Source organism: Streptomyces sp. NPDC047081, assembly GCF_040643775.1.
Taxonomy (GTDB): Bacteria; Actinomycetota; Actinomycetes; order Streptomycetales; family Streptomycetaceae; genus Streptomyces.
The window spans coordinates 22,441-48,130 of record NZ_JBEYUY010000045.1; the positions used below are offsets into that span (position 1 = coordinate 22,441).

Annotated in this window: 14 protein-coding genes and 2 pseudogenes; 9 read left to right on the forward strand and 7 right to left on the reverse strand. The window is 70.6% G+C overall.

Features of this window, described 5'->3' with window-relative positions; genetic code table 11:
* Positions 1-59 precede the first annotated feature (59 nt).
* The 6 genes from ABZ848_RS46045 (at position 60) to ABZ848_RS46070 (ending at position 10,006) form a co-directional block, all read left to right on the forward strand.
* Complete coding sequence (locus ABZ848_RS46045) at positions 60-3,194, forward strand: AAA family ATPase (protein WP_360842057.1); 3,135 nt, start codon at positions 60-62, stop codon at positions 3,192-3,194.
* A gap of 209 nt (positions 3,195-3,403) precedes the next feature.
* Complete coding sequence (locus tag ABZ848_RS46050) at positions 3,404-6,559, forward strand: AAA family ATPase (RefSeq protein WP_360842060.1); 3,156 nt, start codon at positions 3,404-3,406, stop codon at positions 6,557-6,559.
* Positions 6,560-6,723: 164 nt separating this feature from the next.
* Positions 6,724-7,518: an alpha/beta hydrolase gene (locus tag ABZ848_RS46055; RefSeq protein WP_360842063.1), complete on the forward strand. Its 795-nt coding sequence runs from the start codon at positions 6,724-6,726 to the stop codon at positions 7,516-7,518.
* Positions 7,519-7,548: 30 nt separating this feature from the next.
* Positions 7,549-8,790, forward strand: a complete 1,242-nt coding sequence (locus tag ABZ848_RS46060) for an MFS transporter (RefSeq protein ID WP_360842066.1) — start codon at positions 7,549-7,551, stop codon at positions 8,788-8,790.
* A 54-nt stretch (positions 8,791-8,844) separates the two neighbouring features.
* Positions 8,845-9,408 carry a cupin domain-containing protein gene (locus ABZ848_RS46065; RefSeq protein WP_360842068.1) on the forward strand — a complete coding sequence of 188 codons (564 nt, stop codon included), beginning with the start codon at positions 8,845-8,847 and terminating at the stop codon, positions 9,406-9,408.
* 13 nt (positions 9,409-9,421) lie between these two features.
* Positions 9,422-10,006, forward strand: a complete 585-nt coding sequence (locus ABZ848_RS46070) for a hypothetical protein (RefSeq protein WP_360842071.1) — start codon at positions 9,422-9,424, stop codon at positions 10,004-10,006.
* A gap of 282 nt (positions 10,007-10,288) precedes the next feature.
* Here the strand turns inward: ABZ848_RS46070 and ABZ848_RS46075 are convergent.
* Together ABZ848_RS46075 and ABZ848_RS46080 are read right to left on the reverse strand one after the other, a co-directional pair.
* Positions 10,289-11,210: pseudogene (locus tag ABZ848_RS46075) on the reverse strand (NADP-dependent oxidoreductase).
* Positions 11,211-11,554: 344 nt separating this feature from the next.
* A complete protein-coding gene (locus ABZ848_RS46080) occupies positions 11,555-12,589 on the reverse strand; it encodes a LuxR C-terminal-related transcriptional regulator (RefSeq protein WP_360842073.1) in 1,035 nt (344 codons plus the stop codon).
* Positions 12,590-13,083: 494 nt separating this feature from the next.
* On the opposite strand from ABZ848_RS46080, the gene ABZ848_RS46085 reads away from it, so the two are divergent.
* Entirely contained in the window at positions 13,084-17,190 is a 4,107-nt protein-coding gene (locus ABZ848_RS46085; RefSeq protein WP_360842076.1) for a carboxypeptidase regulatory-like domain-containing protein, read from the forward strand.
* A gap of 126 nt (positions 17,191-17,316) precedes the next feature.
* Here ABZ848_RS46085 and ABZ848_RS46090 read toward each other — a convergent pair.
* Positions 17,317-17,531, reverse strand: a pseudogene (locus ABZ848_RS46090) (hypothetical protein); the annotation flags it as partial.
* Positions 17,532-17,602: 71 nt separating this feature from the next.
* Between ABZ848_RS46090 and ABZ848_RS46095 the strand changes: the two are divergent.
* Positions 17,603-19,246: an MFS transporter gene (locus ABZ848_RS46095; RefSeq protein ID WP_360842079.1), complete on the forward strand. Its 1,644-nt coding sequence runs from the start codon at positions 17,603-17,605 to the stop codon at positions 19,244-19,246.
* Positions 19,247-19,462: 216 nt separating this feature from the next.
* Here the strand turns inward: ABZ848_RS46095 and ABZ848_RS46100 are convergent, their stop codons facing one another.
* Positions 19,463-20,119 carry a GAP family protein gene (locus tag ABZ848_RS46100; RefSeq protein ID WP_360842082.1) on the reverse strand — a complete coding sequence of 219 codons (657 nt, stop codon included), beginning with the start codon at positions 20,117-20,119 and terminating at the stop codon, positions 19,463-19,465.
* Positions 20,120-20,496: 377 nt separating this feature from the next.
* Here ABZ848_RS46100 and ABZ848_RS46105 point away from each other — a divergent pair, with 377 nt between their 5' ends.
* A complete protein-coding gene (locus ABZ848_RS46105; RefSeq protein WP_360842085.1) occupies positions 20,497-21,342 on the forward strand; it encodes a YhjD/YihY/BrkB family envelope integrity protein in 846 nt (281 codons plus the stop codon).
* A 94-nt stretch (positions 21,343-21,436) separates the two neighbouring features.
* On the opposite strand, the gene ABZ848_RS46110 is transcribed toward ABZ848_RS46105, so the two are convergent.
* The 3 genes from ABZ848_RS46110 to ABZ848_RS46120 form a co-directional block, all read right to left on the reverse strand.
* Complete coding sequence (locus ABZ848_RS46110) at positions 21,437-22,744, reverse strand: chloride channel protein (protein WP_360842170.1); 1,308 nt, start codon at positions 22,742-22,744, stop codon at positions 21,437-21,439.
* Between the two features lie 360 nt (positions 22,745-23,104).
* Entirely contained in the window at positions 23,105-24,523 is a 1,419-nt protein-coding gene (locus tag ABZ848_RS46115; RefSeq protein ID WP_360842088.1) for a DUF2252 domain-containing protein, read from the reverse strand.
* Between the two features lie 169 nt (positions 24,524-24,692).
* On the reverse strand, positions 24,693-25,175 hold the full coding sequence (locus ABZ848_RS46120) for a hypothetical protein (protein ID WP_360842091.1): 483 nt from the start codon (positions 25,173-25,175) through the stop codon (positions 24,693-24,695).
* Positions 25,176-25,690: the final 515 nt, after the last annotated feature.

Below are 25,690 nucleotides of genomic sequence, written 5' to 3' on the forward strand. Positions count from 1 at the left end.
GAATGGACAAGGGAATGACTTCCTCCGGCGCATCCCTGCGTCTGCAGGTTCTCGGTCCGTTGCGCGTCTGGCGAGACGGCGCGGAACTGGACGTCGGGCCTCCGCAGCAGGCATATCTGCTCGCCGTTCTTCTCGCCCGTGCCGGCGAACCGGTCACCATCAGTGAGTTGATCGACCTGATCTGGGCCGAGGATGCCCCGGCCTCGGCGGTCAACATTCTCCAGAAGTACGTCGGCGCGCTCCGACGACTGCTGGAGCCGGAGTTGCCCGCGCGTGAACCCGGCGCGTTCCTGAAGCGTCGCGGCAGCGCGTACCTGTTCGTGGCCGCCTCCGGGGCACTGGACGTCGTCAGGTTCCGTGAACTGGTCGTCGCGGCCGAAGGCAGCGTCGCGGAGCGGCGCCTCGGTGCGGCACTCGACGCGTACTTGGAGGCGACGGGACTCTGGCAGGGCGCGGCCGGCGACGGGGTCGCCCACGGTCCTACCGGCATGGCGATCTTCGCCGGACTGGACGACGAGTTCCGCCGGGCGTGCATCGCGGCAGCCGAGTTGGCGACCGCGCTCGGCCGGCCCGAGCGGGTACTCCCGTCCCTGCACATGGCCGCCCGCATGGCACCCTTGCACGAGTCGGTGCAGGCGAGTCTCATCGCCGCCCTGGCCGCCGCCGGCCAGCCGGCCGACGCTCTGTCGCTGTTCCGCGCCGTCCGCGCCCGGCTGGCCGAGGAACTCGGCATCGGACCCGGCCCGGCTCTGATGGCCGCTCACCTGCGTGTCCTGGAACGGGCACCGGCCGAGCAAGGGCCGATCGAACGGGTGACACCCACCGCCGGCGCGCCGACCGCCGACCGGCTGGTGGGCCGGGTCGAGGAGCTGGCGGTGTTGCGGCAGGCCGTGGAGTCGGCTCTTGCCGGTGGCACGGGTCTGGTCGTTGTTGAGGGCGAACCAGGGGTGGGCAAGACCCGGCTGCTGGAGGCGGCGGGCGCCGAGGCGGACCGGCGCGGCGCCCTGGTGGTCTGGGGCCGGTGTCTGGAGGGGGACGGCACGCCGTCGATGTGGCCGTGGACGCAGGTCGTCGGCGGGCTCCTGGACGATGTGCCGGCCGCTGCGCGCGAGGGCTGGCAGGTGGGCGAGCTCGACCGCCTGGTGACACCGCAGGACAGCGGCACCGCACCATCGGCCCTGCCCGACAGCGGTGTCCAGTTCCGCTTCTTCGAGCAGGCCGTCGCTGTCGTCCGTCAGGTGGCGGCGCGGCGACCTGTGGTGCTCGTCCTCGACGACCTCCAGTGGGCCGACACCGCCTCCCTCGATCTGCTCGGTCACCTGATGGCCAGGCTGCCGGGCGGCACCGCCGTGATCGCGGCGCTCCGCGACCGCGCGCCCGCGCCGAGCCCGGAACTGGGTCGGGTACTGGCCGCGGCGAGTCGGCTGACCGGTCACCGCAGGATCCCGCTCGCCGCGTTCGCCTTTGCCGAGGTGGCCGAACTCGTGCGCCGTGAGACCGGGCAGGACCCGGGTCCGGCTGTCACCCGCCTCATCCACACCCGCACTGCCGGAAACCCCTTCTTCGTAAGGGAGTTGTCCCGGTTCCTCGCCGACGGCGGTGTCCTCACGGAGACCACCGCGGCCCGGATCGGAGTGCCGGCCACGGTCCGAGACGTCGTGCGCGACCGGATGGCCGCACTGGGCAGTGCCGCCAGAGGCCTGTTGCAGATCGCCGCGCTGATCGGCCGGGCCGTCGACCTCGCGCTCCTTGCCCGGACCGCGGGTCTCGACCATCAGACGTGTCTGGACCGCCTTGAGTCGTGTGAAGGGCTGGGCCTGCTCGAACCTTCGCCCGGGGATCCCTACTCGTTCGCCTTTCCGCACGACCTGGTCCGCGAATCGGTGGCGGAGACGGTCTCGCCCCCGCGCGCGGCCCGGCTGCACCTGCTGGTCGCCGACGCCCTGGAGCAGAGGGCCGCGGACACCGAGCTGGTGGCCGAGCGCCTCGCCCATCACCTGTGGTCCGCCGGGCCGCTCGCTGATCCGGCCCGCACCGCGACCGCGCTCGTGCGTGCCGGTCGTTGTGCCGCGGCCAAACTGGCGCTGGAGGCAGCAGCGCGCCAGCTTCACTCGGCCGCACGCGTGGCACGCACAGCGGGCCTTGCGGAGTTGGAACTGACCGCCCTGTCGCTGTTCACCGCGGTGGACGGGATGCGGGCGGGATATGTGGGCTCGGCGGTCGACCAACTGGAGCGGGCAGAACTCCTGTCCCGTGGACTCGGCCGGGAACGGGAGGCCGCCGACTTCCTGTTCTCCCGCTGGGCCGCGTACGCCCAGGGTCTACAGCTGAAACGCGCGGGCCGATTGGCCGAACAACTGCTGGAGCAGGGCGAGGCGTCCGACGACCCGGTGGTGCGCGCCTACGGCTGGTACGCCTGGGGCATTCACCAGTGGGGTGTCGGCAACATCGGAGAGGCGTTCCGGTATCTGAGCCGGACCGACTGGACCGTTCTGGACGACCTGGCCCATCAGGAGGAAGACCCGCTCAGGCGCGATCTGCGACGGGTGGCGGCCGGGATGCTCGCGATGATGACCGCCTTGCACGGTGACAGCGACGCGGCACTGGCCCAGCTCGACACCATGGAGGCCGCTGCAGGAGACGACCCTTACGCGATCACCGTCTGGGCGGCCTACACGGCAAGGGTCGCCGCACTGATCGGTGACCCGGTACGGGCGCTGCGCGCGGCCGCACGCGGGATCGCCGTGGACCCCGCGTTCTCGTTCGGCTTCCTCGGCGGCTACCAACGGCTGGCCCGCTGCTGGGGGCGCGCCGTGACCGGCGAGGCCCCCGCCGACGCCGCCGCAGAGGCACAGCAACTGATCGAAGTGTCGCTCTGTCACCCGCCCCGCTCGGGCCTGGCCACCTGGTACGGGCTCCTCGGCGAGATGTGGCTGGCAGCCGGAAAGCTGGACGAGGCGGACGCCGCGCTCGACGGCGCGGACTCGGCCATTGCCACCTACGGCCAGTGCTACGCCGAAAGCCTGCTGCTGCTGATCCGGGCACGGGTGCTGCGGGCACGTGGTGAACCGGTCGCCGTCGTGCGGGCCTTCGCCGAGAGGGCGCACGCGCTGTCCGTCGAGCGCGAGGCTCACCTGTTCGCCCGTCGTGCCGAGGAGCTGATGGCGGAGCTTGCGCACGGCACATCCCGCTGACACCCGGGCGCACGACGTGGGCCGGCGGCCGACCGTCACCTCGCCGGCTCACGCGGGGGAGCGGCCGGTCGGGCACCCCGTTTCCCCACGAGGGCACCGCTCAGCGGCCGTTCCCGGCTGATGGCCCCAGGTCGCGGACCGACAGTAAAGTGGCTGCGCCGCAGCCGACGATGGTCGGCCTGTGAGTGGGGGTGGGGGTGGGGGTGGGCATGGCGTCCTCCGGGGGACAGCTGCGTCTTCAGATTCTCGGTCCGCTACGGATCTGGAGGGACGGCGTCGAGCTGGACGCCGGGCCTCGACAGCAGGCGTATCTCCTCGCGGTGCTGCTGGCCCGTGCGGGCGAGCCGGTCAGCACGAGTGAGTTGGTCGACCTGATCTGGGACCAGGACGTCCCGGCCTCGGCCCTGAACATCCTCCAGAAGTACGTCGGCACCCTGCGGCGACTACTGGAGCCCGCGCTGCCCGCACGGGGCACCGGCTCCTACCTCCAGCGCCGAGGCAACGGTTACCTCTTCGCGGCCGGTCCCGGCACGCTGGACGTCCTCACGTTCCGGGAGCTGGTCGAGGCCGGCGGCTCGGAGCAACGGCCCGACGTGGCACTCGACTTCTACGTCCGGGCGCTGGATCTGTGGCACGCCTCCGCCGGCGACGGACTGCTCCATGGACCGACATCGGTGCCGGTCTTCGCGGCCCTGGACGCCGAGTTGTACGTCGCGTGCGTGGCGGCGACCAAGCTGGCGATATCGCTCGGGCAGCCTGAACGCGTGCTCCGGCCGCTGCGACTGGCCGCCCGGATGGCGCCGCTGCACGAGACCGTGCAGGCGAGTCTCGTCTCCGCGCTGGCCGCCGCAGGCCGGCAGGCGGAAGCACTGGCCGTCTTCCAGGCCGTTCGGGCCCGGCTCGTCGAGGAGTTGGGCCTCGATCCCGGCACGGAGCTGCTGGCCGCGCAGCGCCGCGTGCTGGATCCGGCGCCGGCCGAGAAGTCGCCCTCTGAGCGCCCGTCAGCCCTTGGTGGTGCACTGCCGTCGGACGGTCGACTGGTGGGCCGAGTCGAGGAGTTGGCGGTGTTGCGGCAGGCCGTGGAGTCGGCGCTCGGCGGTGGCACGGGTCTGGTGGTGGTCGAGGGCGAACCAGGGGTGGGCAAGACCCGGCTGCTGGAGGAGGCGGGTGCCGAGGCGGACCGGCGTGGCGCGCTGGTGGTCTGGGGCCGGTGTCTGGAGGGGGACGGCACGCCGTCGATGTGGCCTTGGGTGCAGGTGGTCGGCGCGCTGCTCGCCGGCCTGCCCGTCGCGGCACGCAAGGAGTGGCAGGCCGGTGAACTCGGCCGCCTCCTGGGCCCGGACGGGAGTGTTCCCGCCGCGCCGGTACTGCCGGACAGCGGTGCCCGGTTCCGTCTGTTCGAGCAGACCGTCGCGCTCGTCCGACAGGCATCGGCACGGCGACCCGTGGCGCTCGTCGTCGACGACCTCCAGTGGGCCGACGCCGCCTCACTCGAACTGTTCAGCCACCTGGCGGCTCACCTGCCGCACGGCACCAGCCTGACCGGTGTCCTGCGCGACCGCGCGCCGACACCCGGTTCGGAACTGGAGCGGATGCTCGCCGCTACCAGCCGGCTGCCCCGCCACCGCCGCATCCGGCTGGGCCCGCTCGGCCCGGCCGAAGTGGCCGAACTGGTCCGTCAGGAGACCGGCCAGGATCCCGGCCCCGACGCGACCCGCAACATCCACGCGCGAACCGCCGGCAACCCCTTCTTCGTCCGGGAACTGTCCCGCCTCCTCGCCGACCGCAGCGTCCTCACCGAGGCCGCCACGACACCAGCGGGAGTACCGGCGACCGTCCGCGATGTCGTGCGCGACCGGATGGCGAAGCTGGACGACGAGGCTGTACGACTGCTGCAGACCGCGGCGTTGATCGGCCGTGACATCGACCTCGCCCTGCTCGCGCGCTCCGCCGACCTGCCTGTGCAGGCCTGCCTCGACCGCCTGGAACCTCTGCAGGAACTCGGCCTGCTGGAGCCGTCGTTGCGGGACCCCTATGCCTTCCGCTTCGCTCATGACCTGGTCCGGGAGTCCGTCGTCGGGGCCACACCGCCACCGCGGGCGACCCGGCTGCATGTGCTCGTCGCGGATGCCCTGGAGCAGCACACGACGACGGACGACGAGCGCCTCGCCCATCATCTGTGGGCCGCCGGCCCGCTCGCGGACCCGGCCCGCACCGCCGCCGCACTGATCCGCGCGGGTCGCTGCGCGGCGGGAAAGTCGGCGTTCGAGGCCGCCGCGCAACAGCTGGAATCGGCCGCGCAAGTAGCCCGGAGAGCGGGACTGGCGGAGCTGGAGCTGTCCGCTCTGTCGCTCTTCATCGCGGTCGACGGGATGCGTGCGGGATACGTCGGTGCGGCTCTCGAACTGCTGGAGCGGGCCGAGCACCTGGCCCGTGCCCTCGGCCGGGAGCGGGAGACCACGGATTTCCTCTTCTCCCGCTGGGCAGCCCACTCCCAGGGCATCCAACTCGACCGCGCCGCACGACTGGCACAGCGACTGCTGGAACAGGGCGAGGCCTCGGCCGACCCGGTCGTCCGCACTTATGGCTGGCACGCGTGGGGCATCCACCAATGGGACGTCGGCAACATCGGCGAGGCGTTCCGGTATCTGAGCCGAAGCCGCTCCACCATGCTCGACGACCTGGCCAACGCAGGAGAGGACACGCTCCGGCGCGATCTGCGCCTGCTCGGCCCCGCCATGCTCGCGCTGATGACAGCGCTGCACGGCGACACCGACACGGCACGGACGCTGTTCGACACGATCGAGGCCACCGCTGACGGCGACGCCTATGTGCTCACCGTCTGGGCTGCCTTCGCCTGTACGGCCGCGGCACTGGCCGGCGACCCGGTACGGGCGCTGCACACCGCCGAGCGGGGCAGCGCCCTGGACCCGGAGTTCTCCTTCGTCTTCCTGGGCAGTTACCAGCGGCTGGCGCAGTGCTGGGCGCATGCCGTGACCGGCGAGGACCCGGCCGGATCGGCAGCACAGGCACAACACCTGATCACCACGGCACTGGCCGACCCACCACGCTCCGGTCTGGCGACCTGGTACGGCCTCCTCGGCGAGATGTGGCTTGCCGCGGGCCGACTCGACGAAGCCACGGCAGCCCTCGACCAGGCCGACTCGGCCCTCGACACACACGGCCAGCGCTACGCCGAGGGCTTCCTGCTCCTGCTGCGCGCGCGGCTCATGGCGGCCCGCGGTGCGCCGGTCACCGCCGTGCGGGCAGCCGCCGAGCGGGCCCGGGCGCTCTCCGCCGAGCGCGAGGCCCACCTGTTCGCCCACCGCGCCGAGGAGTTGCTGGCCCGGCCGGCCGACGCGTAAGGGCGCGTATCCGCAGGCTGGTCCCACGGGCTTGACGACAACGGAACCGATGGTGAACCGGACCCCGGCGCACGCCCGGAAGTCCGTTCAGTGCGCGTCAAGTGACCCGCCCTACGCTGACCGGCCATCACCACCGAGAACGCCGGAGCGAAGGGCATACACCGATGACGACAACTCGCCGGGTGCTGTTGGCCGGATCCGCCGCGATCGTAGCGGGCGCCGTACTCGACACGCCCGCCGCACAGGCACACACAGGGGGCGGCAGTTCCCCGAAGCCGACCGTGGTACTCGTGCACGGAGCCTTTGCCGACGCCTCCGGCTGGAACGGGGTCGCCGCCCGGCTCATCCGCGACGGCTATCCGGTCATCGCGCCGCCCAACCCCCTGCGTGGCGTGGCCTCCGACTCCGCCTATCTGGCCGGCATCCTCGCGACGCTCAGCGGCCCGCTCGTCCTGGTCGCGCACTCCTACGGCGGGATCGTCGTCACGAACGCGACCGGCAACCCGAACGTGAAAGCGCTGGTCTACGTGGACGCGTTCGTGCCCGATCAGGGCGAGACGTTGCAGGGCCTGCAGACGAAGTACCCGGGAAGCAGAATCAACGAGGCGGCGCTGGACTTCCGTCCCTACGGCCAGGGCTTCGTCGACGCCTACATCAAGAAGGAGTTCTTCCACGACGTGTTCGCCGCGGACCTGCCCAGGTCGGTCACCGACCTGATGTGGGCCGGCCAGCGGCCGGCCGACACGCGCGCCCTCGGGGAGCCGTCCGGCCCGCCGGCCTGGAAGACCATTCCGTCCTGGTACTTCGTCGGCCGCGACGACCAGGTGCTGCCCCCGGCGGCCCAGCGGTTCATGGCACGCCGGGCCGGGGCCCACATCTACGAGGCCGACGCCTCGCATGTCGCGATGATCTCGCAGCCCGCGGCGACGGCCGCGCTGATCAAACGCGCGGCACGCTGACCAGCTGGAGCCCGTGGAAAGGACCAGCCGATGCATCGGCATGCGTACGACAGCCAGTGCGTCGCCGAGGAGCGCCGGCACACCCTCGCGACCTCGACCATCCGCAATCCGAGGCTCACCTTGTCAGCGCTGGCACTGGGTACCTTCGCCATCGGCACCGGCGAGTTCGGCAGCAACGGCATCATCCAGCTGATCGCATCCGACCTGGACGTGTCCGTCCCGGTCGCGACCTACCCCATCACCGCCTACGCCTTCGGGGTGATGCTCGGCTCCCCGGCCATCACGCTGCTCGCGGCCAGGGTCAACCGGCGCACCCTGCTGCTCGGCCTGATCGCACTGTTCCTCATTGGCAACACGCTCTCCGCCCTGGCACCGAACATCGCGCTGCTCGTCGCCTGCCGGTTCGTCACCGGCAGCGTGCAAGGGGCGTTCTTCGGCGCCGGGGCCGTGGTCGCCGCGTACGTGTACGGGCCGGGCAAGGGCGGCAAGGCGTTCGCCACCGTGATGGCAGGACTCACCGTCGCCACCATCGCCGGGTCGCCGCTCGGCACCTTCGTCGGCCAACACGCCGGCTGGCGCGTCATGTACGCGACCGTGGTCGCCGTCGGCCTGCTCGCCGGAGCTGCCCTGGTCGCCTGGCTGCCGCGCACCGACGACCTGCGCGGCAGCTCCCTCACGGGCGAACTGGGCGCCCTGCGCAGGCGCGGAGTCTGGCTCATGGTCACCGTCGCGGCGCTCGGCATCTCCAGCATCTTCGCCGTCTACACGTTCATCGGCCCGTTCATCACCGACGCGGCCCGGCGCAGCGCTTCCCTCATCCCGATCGCACTCGCCGTCTTCGGCCTCGGCATGGCGGTCGGCAACCAGGTCGGCGGACGGATCGCCGACCAGTACGAGAGCCGCGGTCTGCTCTGGGGCTACGGCGGAGCGCTCGCGTTCCTGGTACTGATCGGCGCGGCAGGCGACAACCTGCTGGTTCTGCTGCCCTGCCTCTTCGGCGTCGGCGCGACCATGATGCTCGCCATCCCCACCATCCAGGTCCGACTGACCAGCTTCGCCCCGGACGCCCCCACCTTGATGGGAACCCTCAACCTGGCCGCCCTCAACCTGGCCAACTGCCTCGGCGCGATCGGCGGCGCGATCGCGCTCGACGCCGGCTGGGGAACCCTGTCCACCGTGCGGTCGGGCTTCCTCCTCACCACCGCGGGTCTGCTCCTGTACGTCATGACCGTGGCCCGGGCGAAGCCGGCACCCGTGCCCGCCCGCGCGTGAACATCGCGATGACCTCGAACGCTCACTTCGGCTGAAAGGGCAAGGACTCACGACATGAGCTCACTGCAACCGTTCCGGAGGATAGTGACCGGCCATGACGCGGCCGACCGTGCGATGATCACGCAGGACGCGCCGCCGACGCGCGTGCTGGAGATCGGCGGCCCCGGCGGCCCGACCTTCTACGAGGTCTGGAACACGCGTGAGACGCCCGCCGTCATCGACCGGCAGTCCGGTGAGCCGACGGAGGACCGTCTGGTGCTCGGACCGCCCGAGCAGGGCACGCGCCTGCGGGTGATCGACTTCCCTCCGGAGGACGACCGCATCCGCAACCTGACGGGGGCCGAGGCAGCCGAGAAGTTCGGCGAGATGGGAGATGCGGACGCCGCGCGGTCCACTGCCGGCGCCCCGCACCCCTTGATGCACCGCACGCAGACGATCGACTACGGGATCGTCATCGAGGGCGAGCTCACGCTGGTTCTCGACGACGGTGAGACCACTCTCCGTGCCGGCGACATCGTCATCCAGCGCGGCACCAACCACGCGTGGGCAAACCGGTCGGCTGCGAACTGCCGGGTCGCCTTCGTGCTCATCGACGGCCAGTACACCGACGGACTCTGAGACGGAGCAACGCATGCGTATTCGACCGATCCCACCCGATGAGCTCACCCCTCAACTCCGCGAGGTGCATGACGGCATCGCCGGCCTCGTCACCGAGGAGCAGGGCCGCGTCGTCATCCTCGACGACGACGGCGCGCTCGTCGGGCCGTTCGCGGCGATGCTGCACTTTCCCACCTTCGGGGTCCCGGCCCTGTTCCTGCAAAGGGCGGTCGCGGCCGAGGCCCGCCTCGATCCCGTCGTCCGAGAGGTGGCGATCCTCACCGTCGGAGGCGCCTACGGCGCCCGGTACTTGTTGTACGCGCACGAGCAGACGGCAGACGAGGTCGGCCTTCCAGCAGCGCAGATCGCGACCTTGGCGGCGGGCGGGCGCCCCTCCGGGCTGAGCGACGAACAGGCCGTCGCCCACGACGTCGCCATGGCCCTGACCTCCGGGCGCATACTGCCGGACTCGACATACGACCGGGCCACCCAACTCCTGGGCGATGAAGGGGTCGGCGAGCTGGTGTTCCTCATCGGCAGCTACTGCCTCATCGCGATGGTGCTGAACTGCTTCGATGTGCCGGTCCCCGGCCAGGGTCCTGCAACCGGGCGGACGTGACGACGGCAAGGCGCGGGTAGCGGAAGGGCGCCTCACCCTCCCGAGGCGGCGGCCTCACGCTCGGCGTGCAGGACCGGGAACGGGCGCGGCCAGGCCGTCGAACACCTCGGGGAGTGGGACCAACCGCTCAGCAAGGTATTGCACAGGGCCCTCGACCCCTGCATGTCCCGCCGCCCAGGTTCAGCGCTTGCGTGGCATTCGCATGACCGATCGCACGCACCCTCCGGCACCACGGCCCCCGTCCCAGACCGGGGGGGGGCTGAGCTGATGCGGCTCGCCGGCTCAGTCCTCGGCGACGCGGATGATCGTCTTGCCGTGCCTCCGCTTGTCCGGCGTGAAGGCGGCGACCGCTTCGCTGAGCGGTCGCACATCGCCGATGATCGGCTTGAGGCGTCCGTCCCGCACTCGCTGGGCGAGGTCGCTCAGGCGGGCGCGGTCGGGTTCGACGACGAAGAAGACGGCGCGTGCGTCGTGGGGGGTGGACGGTGACGGGCTCGGCGACGGTGACCAGGGTGCCGCCGGGGCGGACCAGAGCGGTGGAACGCTCGAGGATGTCGCCGCCGATCACGTCCAGCACCACGTCGACGTCGCCGATGTCCTCCAGCTTGTCCGCCTGGAGGTCGACGAAGGCGTGGGCGCCCAGACCGAGTGCGGTGTCGCGGTCGTCGGCGCGTCCCGTGCCGATCACCTGGGCGCCCGCCGCGCGGGCGAGCTGCACGGCGATCGAGCCGACGCTGCCTGCGGCGCCGTGGATGAGGACGCTCTGCCCGGTCTGGAGGCGGGCGTGGTCGAACAGGGCCTGCCAGGCGGTGAGTCCGGAGATGGGCAGTGCGGCGGCCGTGATGTGGTCGACGTCGGCAGGAAGCGGGGCGAGGTTGCGGGCTTCGACCGCGGTGTACTGGGCGAGGGTGCCATTGCGGGCCCAGTCGGTCAGGCCGTACACGCGCTGTCCGATGGTCAGGCCGGTGGTGCCGTAGCCGAGTTCGGTGACGACCCCGGACAGCTCGTGGCCGGGCACGCTCGGGGTCCGGTCGCGTCCGGCCCGGTCGGTCCAGGTGGCGGGCCAGTCCAGCTCGCCCGGTGTGAAGCCGGCGGCGTGGACCTTCACGATCACGTCGTTCTCCGCGGCGTGCGGGTGGGGCAGCTCGGCGAGGGCAAGGCCGCTGGCACCGGCCTCGCGGTCCTGGACGGTGATGGCCTGCATGAGGGGTTCCTCCCAGGCGGGGGGCGCGGGCGCCGGAGTGCGCCGCGGTGGTCACCTTCGACCTTAGGATCCAGGCTGCCCCATCATGTGGGCCATTGTTTCCCTCTTCGAGTGGGCCACTTGATCTGGTCGTGGGTGTGCTGCAAGCGGCGGGAAGTCTTCTCCCCGTTCTTATGGAAGCTCTTGCGGTGTGCGGCGTGCCGTTTCAGCTTGAGGAGTTCGGCCTTCTCCTTCGGGGTGAGCATGTGTCCCGGTCGGCGGTGCCGTCGGAAAGGCGTGGTGGGCGCCCGTGGTCCTGGTGATCCTTGTTGGAGTGGCCGCAGCGAGCGCCGTGACGGCCACGCTCACCCCTCCGTATCCCCGAACAAGCCGCGTTCCTGGGCCAGTAGGGCTATCTGGAATCTGGTCCGTGCGCCCAGTTGTCTGCCCAGATCGCTGATATGGGTCTGCACGGTCCGGCGGCTGAGTCGCAAGGCGCGTGCGATGGCGTCGTCCTTCATACCGGCGGACATCAGGCGAAGGATGTCCCGCGTCCGACTGTGCAGAGCGGCCTCTTGTCTTTCGGGGCTCGCGGCATGCGAAGCGGGGCGGCTCTCCAGTGAGAGGGGCATCGCACGCTCCCATACGCTCTCGAAGAGGGCGGTCAGTACTTCGAGCAGCGTTGAGGAGTGCACCACGAGTGAGCCTGCGGCGGGATCGTCTTTGCGTAGCGGCATGATCGCCGCGACGCGGTCGAAGATGACCAGTTTCATGGGAAGTCCGGGCAGCAGCCGCAGCTCCCCTTCCGTGGGGGCGCCCCGGAGAGCCGTTTCAAGGCATCCGTCGTCGGCGATTCCGTCGCTGTCGTACACGGACCGGAGCCGGACTCCGGGACGGACCGTGGATCCCGCAGCGGTGGACGTGTCGGTGGGGGAGATCCGTCGCGTCACATACGGCGGTCTCGCGAAATGCAGCACCTCGTGCCGACTGCTCCTCAGAAGGTGGGAGTAGCGGGCGCCGACCTGTTCATCGCTCTCGACGACCTCGAAGAGATCCGAGGCGATTTGCCGTCCGGGGGCAGTGCGATAGACCTCGTCGAGTTGTTCCGCGTACAGCTCCGCCCGGGCCAACTCCTGTCGTTTACGGGCCAGAAGTGCGCCCAGCGAGGAGCGGGGCGGGCCGGCGCTCCAGCGCGTGGGCTGTCCTTCGATGCGTACGGCGAGGAGTTCGGCCTCCAGGGATCGTAAGGCGGTCCGGGCCGCCGCGGCTGAGACGCCGGTCCCCGCCGCGACCGCGTCCTCGTCCGCGCCCGGATGGCTGACCAGGTACTCCAGTGCCTGCCGGGCGAGGGAGTCCAGACCGGTGCCTGCCCACAACGCGTCTGAGGAGGACACGTCCATCAGCGACTCCTGGGGAGATCGGAACGAGGTGCACGCCGATGCTACGCAAGTGCGCAACTGCGCGGGCCCGCAAAGGGTGGATCTTGTCAGGCCGGGCGGCCGAGGTCAGGATGATCAGAGGTCACCCGATACCCGACTGCCTGCAACCGACTGAAATTCAATTACCGTGCGGAATACGGCCCTACGCGTTTTTTGAGCGGCGGGCCCAATTGGCGTGGAGATTTATTTCCGTACCCGGCCCGGGTCTCCTTTTGTGTGAAACGGGCACACGACATGCACATGTAACACACAGCCTATTGTCAATTGAGCTTCGAGGTACGCCAATTGATTGCGGCGAATGTGAACTGCCCGCATTCGCTGTCGACCGGCAACCACGTACGAGTCGACTCAAGCAAGGCGAACCGAGGAGTAATCCTTTGTGCACCTCACCGAGAACCGGTTCGGTTTTACGCCGAAGAGCCGCCGCCTGCCTGACCCTTTTCAGCGCCGCCGCAATGACGGTCCTGGGCATACAGATACCGGCGCACGCGGTGGCGCCGCCCGCTTCATCGGCCTCATCTGCCTCGTCGGCCAAGAAGAAAATCGCCCTCGAACCCTCCTGCGCCACCCCCAAGAAGGGCGAGGCCGCATGCTTCGCCCTGCGTCGCACCGACACCAAGGCCGTCAAGGGCCTGCTGGCCGCCTCCGCCACTCCCAGCGGCTACGGCGCCGCCGACCTGCAGAGCGCCTACAGCCTTCCCGCCGACGGCGGTGCGGGGCAGACGATCGCCATCGTCGACGCCTATGACGACCCCAGCGCCGAGGCCGACCTGGCCGTCTACCGCGAGCAGTACGGGCTGCCCGCCTGCACCACGGCAAACGGCTGCTTCACCAAGGTCGACCAGCGCGGCGGCACCGACTACCCCGCGCCCGACGCCGGCTGGGCCGGCGAGATCTCACTCGACCTGGACATGGTCTCCGCAGCCGCGCCGAACGCGCACATCCTGCTCGTCGAGGCGGACCAGCCGAGCTTCGAGGACCTCGGGGCGGCAGTGGACGAAGCGGTCGCGCTCGGCGCCAAGTACGTCTCCAACTCCTACGGCACCAACTACAGCAGCACACCGGGCAGCGGCGAACTCCCGGACGAGACGACGTACGACGCCCACTACAACCACCCGGGTGTCGCCGTGGTCGCCTCCTCGGGCGACAGCGACTACGGGGTGGCCTACCCCGCCGTCTCCCCGTACGTGACCTCCGTCGGCGGCACCTCGCTGGTCCGGGACTCCGGCACCGCACGCGGCTGGTCCGAGTCGGTCTGGAACCGCAATGGCCTGGGCCCGGGATCCGGCTGCTCCCTCTATGAGCCCAAGCCGGCCTTCCAGACGGACACCGGATGCGACAAGCGCACCGTCGCCGACGTCTCCGCCGTGGCCGACCCGGCCACCGGCGTCGCGGTCTACCAGACCTACGGCGGTGGCGGCTGGCAGGTGTACGGCGGCACCAGCGCCTCCTCACCGATCATCGCCGGTGTGTACGCGGCCGCCGGGACCCCCGTCGCGGGTACGTACCCCAACTCCTACCCGTACGCCGCCGGGACCGGTCTCAATGACGTGACCACCGGCGACAACGGCACCTGCACCCCCGCGTACCTGTGCACCGCCGGCGCCGGCTACGACGGTCCGACCGGCCTGGGCACCCCCGACGGGCTGGCCGCGTTCCGCAGCGGCCCGCACGGCAAGCTGTCCGGCACCGTCACCGACGACAGCACCGGCAAGCCGGTCGCCGGAGCCACCGTCACCACCCAGGGCGGCGGCACCGCACACACCGCTGCCGACGGGACCTACTCGCTCGTCCTGCCGGTCGGCAGCTACGACGTCACCGTCGAAGCGTACGGCTACGCCACCCGCACCGCCTCGGGCGTGTCCCTCGGCGACGGCGACGCCCTCACCAAGAACTTCGCCCTGACCCCGGTCCCGAGCCGGACGGTCTCCGGCAAGGTCACCGACGGCTCCGGCCACGGCTGGCCGCTCTACGCCAAGATCACAGCGGACGGCGTCCCCGGCGGCCCGGTGTGGACCGACCCGCTCACCGGCGCCTTCGACCTGAAGCTGCCCCAGGGCCACGACTACACCCTGCACGTGGTCAGCGCCCATCCTGGCTACACATCGCCCACCAAAAAGATCACCGTCACGGACTCCGACCAGAGCCTGAACGTCACGGTTCCGGTCGACCCGTGGGCAGCCACCGTGCCCGCCGGCTACTCGGTACGGGACGAAGGCACCACCGAGCCGTTCGACTCGACCGACTCCGCCCCGAAGGGCTGGAGCGTGGTCAACGCCGACGGGACGACCGGCGGCTGGACCTTCGACGACCCGGGCTCGCGCTCCAACACCACCGGCGGCGACGGCGGGTTCGCCATCGTCGACAGCGACCACTACGGCGGCGGGGCGCACCAGGACTCACAACTGCTCAGCCCCGTATACGACTTCACCGACGACTCCGCACCCGAGATCGCCTTCGCCAACGACTACTGGGCCATCGGGGGCCAGAGCGCGGACGTCGACGCGACCACCGACGGCGGCGCCACCTGGAGCACACTCTGGTCCGCCACCGGCACCACCTTCGGCGCGCAGAAGGTCGAACTCCCGCTGACCGACTACGCCGGCAAGGCATCGGTGCAACTCCGCTTCCACTTCACCGGCTCCTTCGGCTGGTGGTGGAAGGTTGACAACGTTTTCATCGGCGATCGCCACGTCACCTCCCTCCCCGGCGGTCTGCTCACCGGCACCGTGACGGATGCCAACACCGCCACGGGGCTCGTCGGCGCCACCGTGACGAACAAGGACGACAGCGAGCAGAGCGCCGTCACGTTCGCCACCCCCGACGACCCCGCCCTGGGCGATGGCGTCTACGCCCTGTTCTCCTCCCTCGGTAGCCACGGCTTCACCGCGGCGAAGCCGCACTACACCGGGCTCGACAAGACGGTGAAGGTGCAAGCCGACAGCGCGGTCGGCGCGGACTTCGCACTCGGCGCCGGGCAGGTGACGCTGGACAAGACCTCCATCACCGCGTCGCTCGGATGGGGCGAGCAGACCACCAAGACCCTGACCGTGAAGAACACCGGCACGGCACCCGCCACCGTCAAACTCGGGGAACAGCCCGGTGGGTTCACCATGGCGGCCGCGAGCGGCGCCCCGCTGAAGCGGGTCAAGGGCACGTACTCCCCGCTGTCGAGCAAGGCCGCCGCGTCCGCCGCGGGCACCACCGCCAAGGTGGTCCCGTCAGCCGCCGGTGACGCCTGGCAGGCGGCCGCCGACCTGCCGGTGAAGCTGATGGACAACGCTGTCGCCACCGACGACGGGAAGGTCTACTCCGCCTTCGGCTTCAACGGCGGCGCCGACACCAAGGACATGTACGTCCTCGATCCGGTCGCCGGCACCTGGACCAAGAAGGCCGCCGCGGCGGACACCCGGGAGGATCCCGCCCATGGCTTCATCGACGGCAAGTTCTACGCCGTCGGCGGCTGGGGGCCCAGCGGCGCCCCCGACTCCAAGCTGGAGATCTACGACCCCGGAAGTGACACCTGGACCACCGGCGCCGCCTCGCCCAAGCCCTACGCGGGCTCCGGCAGCGCCGTGCTCGACGGCAAGCTCTACGTGGTCGGCGGCTGCGGGGCCGACTCCTGCGGCTCCACGGATGTCACCGTCTACGACCCGGCCGCCGACAACTGGTCCACACTGGCCGCCTATCCGGAGCAGATCTCCTGGAGTTCCTGCGCCGGCATCGACGGCAAGCTCTACTGCGCCGGCGGGTTCAACGGCAGCAGCGAGGTCAAACACTCCTACGTCTACGACCCCGCCGCCAACGCCTGGTCACAGGTCGCCGACCTGCCGATCACCCTCTGGGGCGCCGCGTACACCTCCGCCAACGGCCTGCTCGTCACCGCGGGCGGCGTCACCGGGAACAGCATCACCAACCAGGGCTTCTCCTTCGATCCGAAGGCCGACACCTGGACCGCCCTCCCCAACGCCGACACCGCCACCTACCGCGGTGGAGGCGGACTGGGCTTCTTCAAGGTCGGTGGCGGCGTCGCGCTGGCGACACCCGGAACGACCGTGGAGGTGCTGCCGGGTTACGACCAGGGAGAGACGAGGGAGGTGAGCTGGCTGAGCGAGAGCGAGCAGCAGCTCACTCTTCAGCCCGGTAAGAGCTCGAAGGTGACGATCACCCTGGACGCCTCCGTGGCCGAGGTGACCCAGCCGGGAGACTTCACCGCCCAGCTCTCCTTCAGCACCGACACTCCCTACTCCGTGCCCAGGCTTCCCGTGGAGATGCACGTCGCCCCGCCCAGCACCTGGGGCAAGATCACGGGGACGGTGCTGGGGGTGACCGCCGCCGGCGGCACCGCGCCGATCGCCGGGGCCACCGTCCAGATCGACACCTGGGCCACGAGCTACACGCTGACGACGGACGCCACCGGCGGGTACGCCCTGTGGCTCGACGTCCGCAACAACCCGCTCACCGTCATAGCCGCCAAGGACGGCTTCCAGCCGACCGTCGCAACGGTGACGATCAAGAAGAAGTCCACCGTCATCAAGAACTTCACCCTCAAGAGAAAGTAGGCAGGACTGGCCGAAGGCCGGGGCGGCGCGCTCCCGAACGGGGCCTGCCCACCCCGGCCTTCCGGCCGTCGGTGTTCACGGGCAGCGCCACGACCACCGTCACACCCCCGGGAGCCTGACGGCCGGTCATGTCCGGGCGACGCCGACGCCCCGTACTGTCCAAGCGGCTTTCCGGAAGTTCTGTCGGTATCTGATCGGGAACCAGTGGCTGGTCCAGGGCGCGGCGGTGGTCAGGAGCTGGTCGGTTTACGGCTGCGGAAGAAGGCGTGGACCTGTCGTTGGCGGGCGGGCCAGGAGACCGCGGTGTTGGCGAGGTAGTGCTTGAGGGCGGCCCAGACGCGGTGTGCGCCGTCCGGTTGACCTCGTTGCGCGGCAACGGGCCGTCCTCCAGGGGCGTTGGAACGATGGGCCCATGGCCAACGGAGATGGAACAGGGGATGCAAGAAGCGGGGATGGAACACCCGAAGACTCGTCCTCAAGCCGCATCGTCCTGCTGACGCTCGCCTCGGGGCAGTTCCTGATGGCGCTCGACAGTTCCGTCATGAACGTGTCGATCGCGACGGTGGCCAAGGACGTCGGCACCACGGTGACCGGGATCCAGGGCGCGATCACCGCATACACGCTCGTCATGGCGATGTTCATGATCCCCGGTGGCAAGGTCGGCGCACTCATCGGCCGCAAACGCGCCTTCGTGATCGGCTCGGTCATCTACGGCTGCGGTTCGCTGACCACCGCCCTCGCCCCGAACCTGATGGTGCTTCTGCTCGGCTGGTCGTTCCTCGAAGGGATCGGCGCCGCACTCATCCTTCCCGCGATCGTGGCGCTGGTCGCCGGCAACTTCCCCCCGGAACGCCGGCCCGCCGCCTACGGCCTCGTCGCCGCAGCCGGGGCCGTGGCGATCGCGCTCGGGCCGCTCATCGGCGGCATCGCGACGACGTACTTCTCCTGGCGCTGGGTGTTCGTCGGCGAGGTCGCGATCGTCCTGGCCATCCTCCTGCTCGCCCGCCGTATCGCCGACGCACCGACCGAGGCCCGCCGGCGCCTCGACCTCCTCGGCGCCGCGCTCTGCGCCCTCGGACTCGGGACGTTCGTCTACGGCGTCCTGCGCTCCGACGAATGGGGCTGGTTCAGGCCGAAACCCGACGCCCCGGCCTGGCTCGGCGTCTCGCTCACGGTGTGGCTGATGCTGGCAGGGCTGCTGCTCGTCTGGCTCTTCCTGCGCTGGGAGGCGCACCAGGTCAGGCAACGGCGCGACCCCCTCATCGACCCGGACATGCTGCACAACCGACAGCTCACCGGCGGCCTGACGATGTTCTTCTTCCAGTATCTCGTGCAGATGGGCGTGTTCTTCCTCGTACCGCTCTACCTGTCGGTCGCCCTCGGCCTGTCCGCTCTCTCGACCGGCGCGCACATCCTGCCGCTCTCGCTGACCCTGCTGGCCGCCGCGCTCCTGATCCCGCGTTTTCTGCCCGACGTCTCTCCGCGGCTGGTGGTACGGCTCGGCGTCCTCGCGCTGCTCGTCGGGGCGGTCGTCCTGATGGCCGCGCTGGACGCGGACGCGGGCGGCGAGATCGTCACCATCCCCCTTCTGCTCATCGGACTCGGCATGGGCGCGCTGGCCTCGCAGCTGGGGTCGGTCACGGTGTCCGCGGTGCCGGACGAGCAGAGCGCGGAGGTCGGGGGCGTACAGAACGCCGTCACCAACCTCGGCTCGTCGATCGGCACCGCTCTCGCCGGTTCGATCCTCATCGCCGCCCTGACGACCTCGTTCCTGACGTCCGTCGAGCAGAATCCGGCGATCCCGGCCGAGGTCAACAGCCAGGCGACCACCGAACTCCAGAGCGGCGTGCCCTTCCTGTCCGACGCACAGCTCAAGGACGCCCTCGACCAAGCGGGCACCAGCCCGGAAGTGACCCAGGCCGCCCTCGACGCGAACGCCGCGGCCCGCCTCGACGGCCTGCGCGCAGCCCTCGCCGTCCTCGCCGCGACCGCCCTGGTCGCCCTGTTCTTCTCCCACCGCATTCCGACGACCCAGCCGGGATCGAAGAGGGTCTAGGCGCGTATCCAGAGGTGCTGCCCGTAAGGGGAGTTGGGGCCCTGTGGTGCGGGAGGCGTTGACACGGGCCTCGCCGGGCGTTCGATCGAGGTGTCAGCAATGTCCGCCGCCCGGCGAGGTTGTGGTCAGTGTGCGCCCGCCTATCGTGTTCGCCAACGTCACCTGCGACGCCTGCCCAGCCGCCAGTGTCGGCCCGCAGCCTTCGGCGTCGCAGGCTCAGGACGTCAGCTGGGCGATGCTTCTGCTCACCAGGAAGATCCCGGCCACCAGTGCCACGGCCACGAGGGTCTGTTCCTGGTGGGTCTCGATCCAGGTGCGCAGCTTCCCGAGGCGCACACGGGCCGAGTCCGGAGCGAACGTCGTGTAGACCTCCATCACCAGCAGACTGCTCGAGGCGAGGAGGCAGTACCCGAACAGGGCCAGATAGGAGGCGACGTGGGACATGTCGGCGCTGACCACCGTCGCCGCGCCGGCCGCCACGAGCCCCCACGGCTGGAGCAGCGGAGCCAGGCCCGCCGAGGTCCACAGGGAGAGCTGGTCCAGCCGCGCCGTCAGTCCGCCGGAGGACTTGTGCCGGTCGCCGGTCCGCTCGCGGATCCTGTGCCGGTGCCAGCCGTACGCGACCAGCCCTAGTCCGATGGCCAGCTTGACGGAGGACGAGGCGGTGGAGGGCGGGGATTTGGGAGCCGGCGGTTCACCGCCGGTGGTCAGCAGCACGGCGGCCAGGACGACCACGAAACAGGCCAGCCAGGCGAGGATGAAGACCAGGCCCTTCCAGATTCCACCAGGAGCCGACAGCACCAGGACGAACGCGGTCACCGACAGAGGGAAGACGGCGATCGCGAGGCCGATGACCAGGAGGTCAAGCACCATCGGGGCCCTCGCGGGGTTCTGTGCGCCCGGCCACGGGGCGACTCTCGCTCATGGTGTCAGTTTCACCGTCGTAGCCACGCCTCACAAATGGTCGGCGACGGGGCGCGTTCGGGCCGGACGCTCACGCGATCCGGTTGCTTCGGCGAGGCGCGTGCTCCGTACCGGAAGTGGATTGTTCACCCGTTCGGCCTTGTGTCGGGCCTCTGCCGGGGGCCGGGGGGTCGCGGCGGCGGCACGCTGGCAGCATGCAGCCAGGGTCAGGTGCCGGAGAGCGACGCCCGGACCGCCCGTCACGGCGCGCGTCGCGGCGGGAGCGGGCCGCCTCGCTGCGGTCCTGGCCGGCGGGACTGCGGACCCGGACCGAGAGCCGATTCCCGGTGATCACACGTCTCCTGTCGCACCTGATCTCGGTGAACGTGCTCGACTCGGCCACCCGGCTGGCTGCCCAGACCTTCCTGACGGCCGTGCCCCTGCTGTTCGTGGTGGCCTCCATCGCCCCGCAGTCGGTGCGTGACCAGTTCGTCCATTCCCTGCGCGACACCTTCGGACTGTCCGGAAGCGCGGACGCCGAACTGAACATGGCCGTCCAAGGCACGGGTGAGCCCTCCGACGGGCTGCGGGAGACGACCGGTGCGGTCGGCGGACTGATGGTGCTCATCTCGGCCACTGCCTGCAGCCGCGCCGTGCAACGGATGTGCGAGCGAGCCTGGAGTCTGCCCGGAGCGCACGCGCGGGTGGCCGCCTGGCGTTGGATCGCCTGGCTCGCGGCGTGGCTGGTCATGTTCGGAGTCCAGGGAAGCCTGCGCAACGGCTTCGGCCTCGGTCCGTGGCTCGGCGTGCCCCTGCTGCTGGTCGCCGAGGTCGGTATCTGGTGGTGGACGCAGCATCTGCTGCTGTCCGCCCGCGTACCGTGGCTGCCGCTGCTGCCGGGGGCGCTGCTGACCGGAACGGCTCTGAGCGTCCTCACGTTCACGGCGCCGCTGTACATGCCCCGGGCTCTCGACCACAGCCTGGACAAGTACGGCTCGCTGGGTGCGGTGTTCACCTCGTTGTCCTGGCTCATCACGCTCTGCGTGGTCGCGGCCCTGTGCATCACCGTCGGCGCGGTCGTCGCCCGCGAACCCTGGGCTGTCCGTCGACTGGGCTCGCCCGGATCATCGGGACGGCCGTCCGGTGCGCCGTCGGCAGACGATACTGCGCCCATCAGGTCGCCTCCGCGGTGACCGCTCGGCGCCGAGTGGAGAGAGGATGTCCGCGGGCATCCGTCTCGCGCCGGCCCTCGTCTGTACGACGCGGTGCGCCACCGTATGCCGCCCGTCACGGACGTGACGACGTCGAGTCGGCCGACCGATCGGCTGGCCGCTCGACGAACGCCGGGATGTCCGGCCCCAGCGGCATCAGCTGCGTGACCACGAATGACACGACCGCAGCGAGCACCACCAGTGCCACCGTGTCCACGTTGCCCAGCAGGAGCACGACCAGGAGGACGCTGCTCACGGGCAGCCGCAGGGCGGCGGTCACCGAGGACGCCATTCCGACCGCCATCGCCGGCACCAGCCCCAGACCGGGCAGCGGCGCCAGCAGCACACCGGCTGCCCCGCCCAGGAACAGGGCGGGGAAGACGGGGCCACCGCGCAGGCTGCCCAGACAGAGCGCGTACGCCAGGCCCTTGAAGGCCAGCACCGCGATCAGAGCGCCCACCGGCCAGGCGTGCGGGTCCTTGGCCAGCGCGGACAGGGTGGCCTCCCCGGACAGGGCCGCCTCGGCCGGCGAACGGCCCGTGGCGACCGCGTAGAGGGTGATGCAGGCCGCCGCGCCCAGCGCGCACAGGGTGGTGTTGGCCATCGTCCGGGCCGCCACGAAGCGGGCGGCGAGCCGTCCGCCCACGAAGATCCAGTGGATGAGGAAGGCGAGGGCGGGTGCCACCAGCAGCATCCACAGCACGTCCTCCCAGTCGAGTGGCGGCGGCTTGGGCAGGCCGATGTCCAGGCTGCCCGTCTCGAAGCCGGTCCAGCGGACGAATCCGGTGAAGATCAGGTCTCCCACGCCGCTGGCCAGCAGGCCCGGCAGCATTACCGCGAACAACTGCGGCCCGCCGACCCCGGCCACCTCCATCAGCAGCACCGCGCCCACGATCGGGTTCCCGAAGAGCGCGGAGATGGCGGCCGCCGCCCCGGCCGCGCCGAGCAGCGCCGTACTCGCCTCGGTCTCAGGCGCCCGGGCCAGTCTCGCGAAGAGCAGGGCCAGTCCGCCGCCCAACGCGATCAGTGGTGCCTCGGGTCCCAGCACGGTGCCGAGCGGCAGGCCCACCAGAGCGGCGACCAGAACTCCCGGCAGTGCCTTTCGGGTGACGCCACCCGCGTGCAGCCCCCCGGCCGGAACATGCCCGCCCCGCCCGGGAAACCGCGTGACCACCAGGCCCACGACGAGACCGGCCACCGTCAGCAGGGGCAGGGCCCACCACCACGGGGCCCGTTTCCAGCCCAGGTCCCTGGGCCAGTCTGTCCAGATCAGCTGTTCCAGCTGGTTGACCGCCACGAGGAACCAGAACGCGGTCAGTGCCACCGGAACACCGATCAGCCCGCAGAACAACAAAGCCTTGCGGTACTCCGGGCGGCCCAGCATGGTCCGCAGCAGCTCGGCTTCCGGGGGCTGACTACGCGGGCCGGCCCCGGAGCCGCTCTTCGGCGTCGTTGCGGCGATGGGTCCTCCCGAGGTCGGCGCCACACCATGTGGTCGCGTCGGTCTGATCATCGAATACCTTGTCGGCGTATATCGGTACGAACATGGACGGAGGGCGAGACCGGGCTCGCCGTCGCCCGCCTGGGCCGGGCAACGAGTGGGAGGGCAGTGAATACGGTCGGTCCGCCGGCGGCCGCCTCGGCGGATACCGGGTTGCGGTGGGGCGCGGTCGTGGCCATGGTCCTGCTTTCCTGGCTTCGTCGATCCCCGAGACCCGGACGAGGGCGACAGCACCTCTCCTTCTCAGGCGGCCTCGGCGGGCAGCTTGCCGACGCCGATGGCATCGACGAGTGCCTGGTGATCCCGCTCGTTCTGGTCGGCGTACAGCTCGGCGAACGTCACCAATGCCTGGTCGAAGGAGTCCCCGCCGCCCAGGTACGCGGCGATGGCGATGCGATCGCCGGACCTGGCGTGGGCCCGGGCCAGCGTCGCACCGCACAGAGCGCCGAAGGTCCGCATGCCCCGAGGCACCATGTCCTCGGCGACGGCGACCCCCTTCCAGTCCCGCAACTGCCGTACGTAGAAGTCGCGCTGTCGGCCGTCGATGCCCTCGACCCGCTCCCAGCCCAGGAAGATGTCGCTGGTGGCCTGCATCAGCCGTTGCCCTGAGACGACCCGCTCGCCCTGGTTCGGATACTCGGTGTCCCCGACGTGGGGAGCCAGCACCGACTGGTCGGCCTCCTTTGCCTGGAGGAACAGCGGGTCCTCGTCGTCCCGCCCCAACAGGAGCACGATCCAGCACCGGGTGCCCACGCTGCCGACCCCGACGACCTTGCGCGCCATGTCGGCGACCTCGTACTGCTCCAGCAGGTACCGCCGGTCTGTCTGCAGTGTCTTGCCATAGCGCTCGATCAACTCGCTGATCTGCTGCTCCAGTTGGCCGCGACGGTCGTCGGGCAGCAGGTCCTCGAGCCGGGTGATGAGCGGTGGGTCGGGCACGATGCGGCGCCTGCCGTCGACGACCCGGGTGAGCTTGTCGAAGACCTGAAGGGTGTCGTGCGAACGCGCCTTGGTCGCGGCACGCGTCCAGCGCTCATGGCTCCGCTCGGACAGGTCCGGTCCGAACCGCTCCAGCACCCACTTCTCGTCGAACTGGGCGTACCAGACACCCAGGTTGCCGATTCCGGCGAACGCGCGGATGCTCTCGCGATAGGACCGCACGGTCGCCCGTACGATCGCGGCCCGCTCCTTGGTGCTGAAGCCGTTGAGCCGGCCGGCGATGGCGAGGCTGGCGGCCAGGCGCTTGACGTCCCACTCCCAGGGGCCCGGCAGCGTCTCGTCGAAGTCGTTGATGTCGAACATGAGGCGGCGCTCGGGCGAGGCCAGCAGCCGGAAGTTCAACATGTGGGCGTCGCCGCACAGTTGGGTCCTGAAACCCGTCCTCGGCGTCTCAGCGAGGTCCGACGCCATGATCGCGGCGGCCCCTCGGTAGAACCGGAAGGGTGACTCGGACATCCTTCCGTAGCGGACCGGTACGAGCTCGGGCAGCCGCATCGCCGACTGCTTCTCGATGATCTCCAGCGGGTCCGGCCGCTTGGGTCCCGGCGCGAACTCGGCGTGGCTGGAGCGGGGCACATCGGCCCGTGCCGCCCGGCCGAGCGCGGCTCGCTCCTGCGGGGTGCGGCGCCGCGTCTCGCGGCGGTCCACGTGGGTGTCGGTCATGGCAGCGGCTCCCGGGGGACGGCCGCCTCCGCACACGGCGGTGGCGGCGGGCCGCCGGCGGTGGAATCGACCGCTCCGGGTCACCCACCCCGTATGCCGGAGCGCGGTCGGGGCATGCCGGGCTGTTCTCGGAGCGTGCTCCGCCCTTGCCGTGGTCGTGGTCTCGCGCCTACGGGACGGCCGGTTCACAGGCTTCCTCAACCAACGTATCCCTGCGGCAGGCACCCGGCGAGCCGAGTCGGTGAGCAGCGGCGGCTCCGCCCCTGGAGTCGGGATCCGCGGGGCGGGGCGGCGCCGTCGACGTCCTGGAATTCGCGGATCGCCAGGGGGCCGCCGGCGTGATCACCGCTGTCCACACCACGACCGGGGTGGTCGGGTAGTTCCAGGCGAACAGGACGATCGCCACGACCATCAAGATGACCACCCCGATCCAGCGCTTGAAGCGTTGGAGGAACCGCCCACGGCACCGAGCCGGAGGCCCGCCGACGTCGTCACGTCGCACAGCGCGCCGATGCGTCTGCGGCAGCCGCCGTGCCCGTGACGACGGCGATCGGGACGGGCCGGGGAGGAAGGCGTCGGCGGCGGTGAACAGAGCGACCGCGCCGAGGGCGTGGACACCGGCCCGCAGGAACTTGACCAGGGCGTCGTACACGGATCCCGCGGCGGCCTCGGACGCGCCGGGGGCAGATAGTTGAGGTAGGCGTCGCGGGTGGCGGTGAGACCGATGCCGAGAACCAGCATGGCGAGGAACACCGCGAGCGCGGCCCCGATCAGCGTGTGCCGGCGGTTGAACGCCCCGTACACCTCTCCTTCAAGGCGAACACGACGAACTCCGTGTGGGCGCCGGGATCTTCGCGGCGGGCGAGAAGCCGGCCGCGACCAGTTCGTCCTTGACGCCGGCGACGATCGGCCCCAGGCCGATGACGACCTGGTTGTTTCTTCAGGCGGACAGCGCCACTGGCTTGGCCGGTGAGGACCTTGTCCAGCGCCATGTGTGCCCTGCGGCCGGCGTTCAACCATACCGTCTCGAAGGCACTGGCTGGTGACCATCCGTTCCACATGGATCAGCTGCCGCGGCAAGCGAAGCTGCTTGGCGTGTCGCCCGCACCTGGCTGCCAGACGGGTGAACCGGCGGACCGAGGTGCGGGGATCCCTCGCGGGTGATGC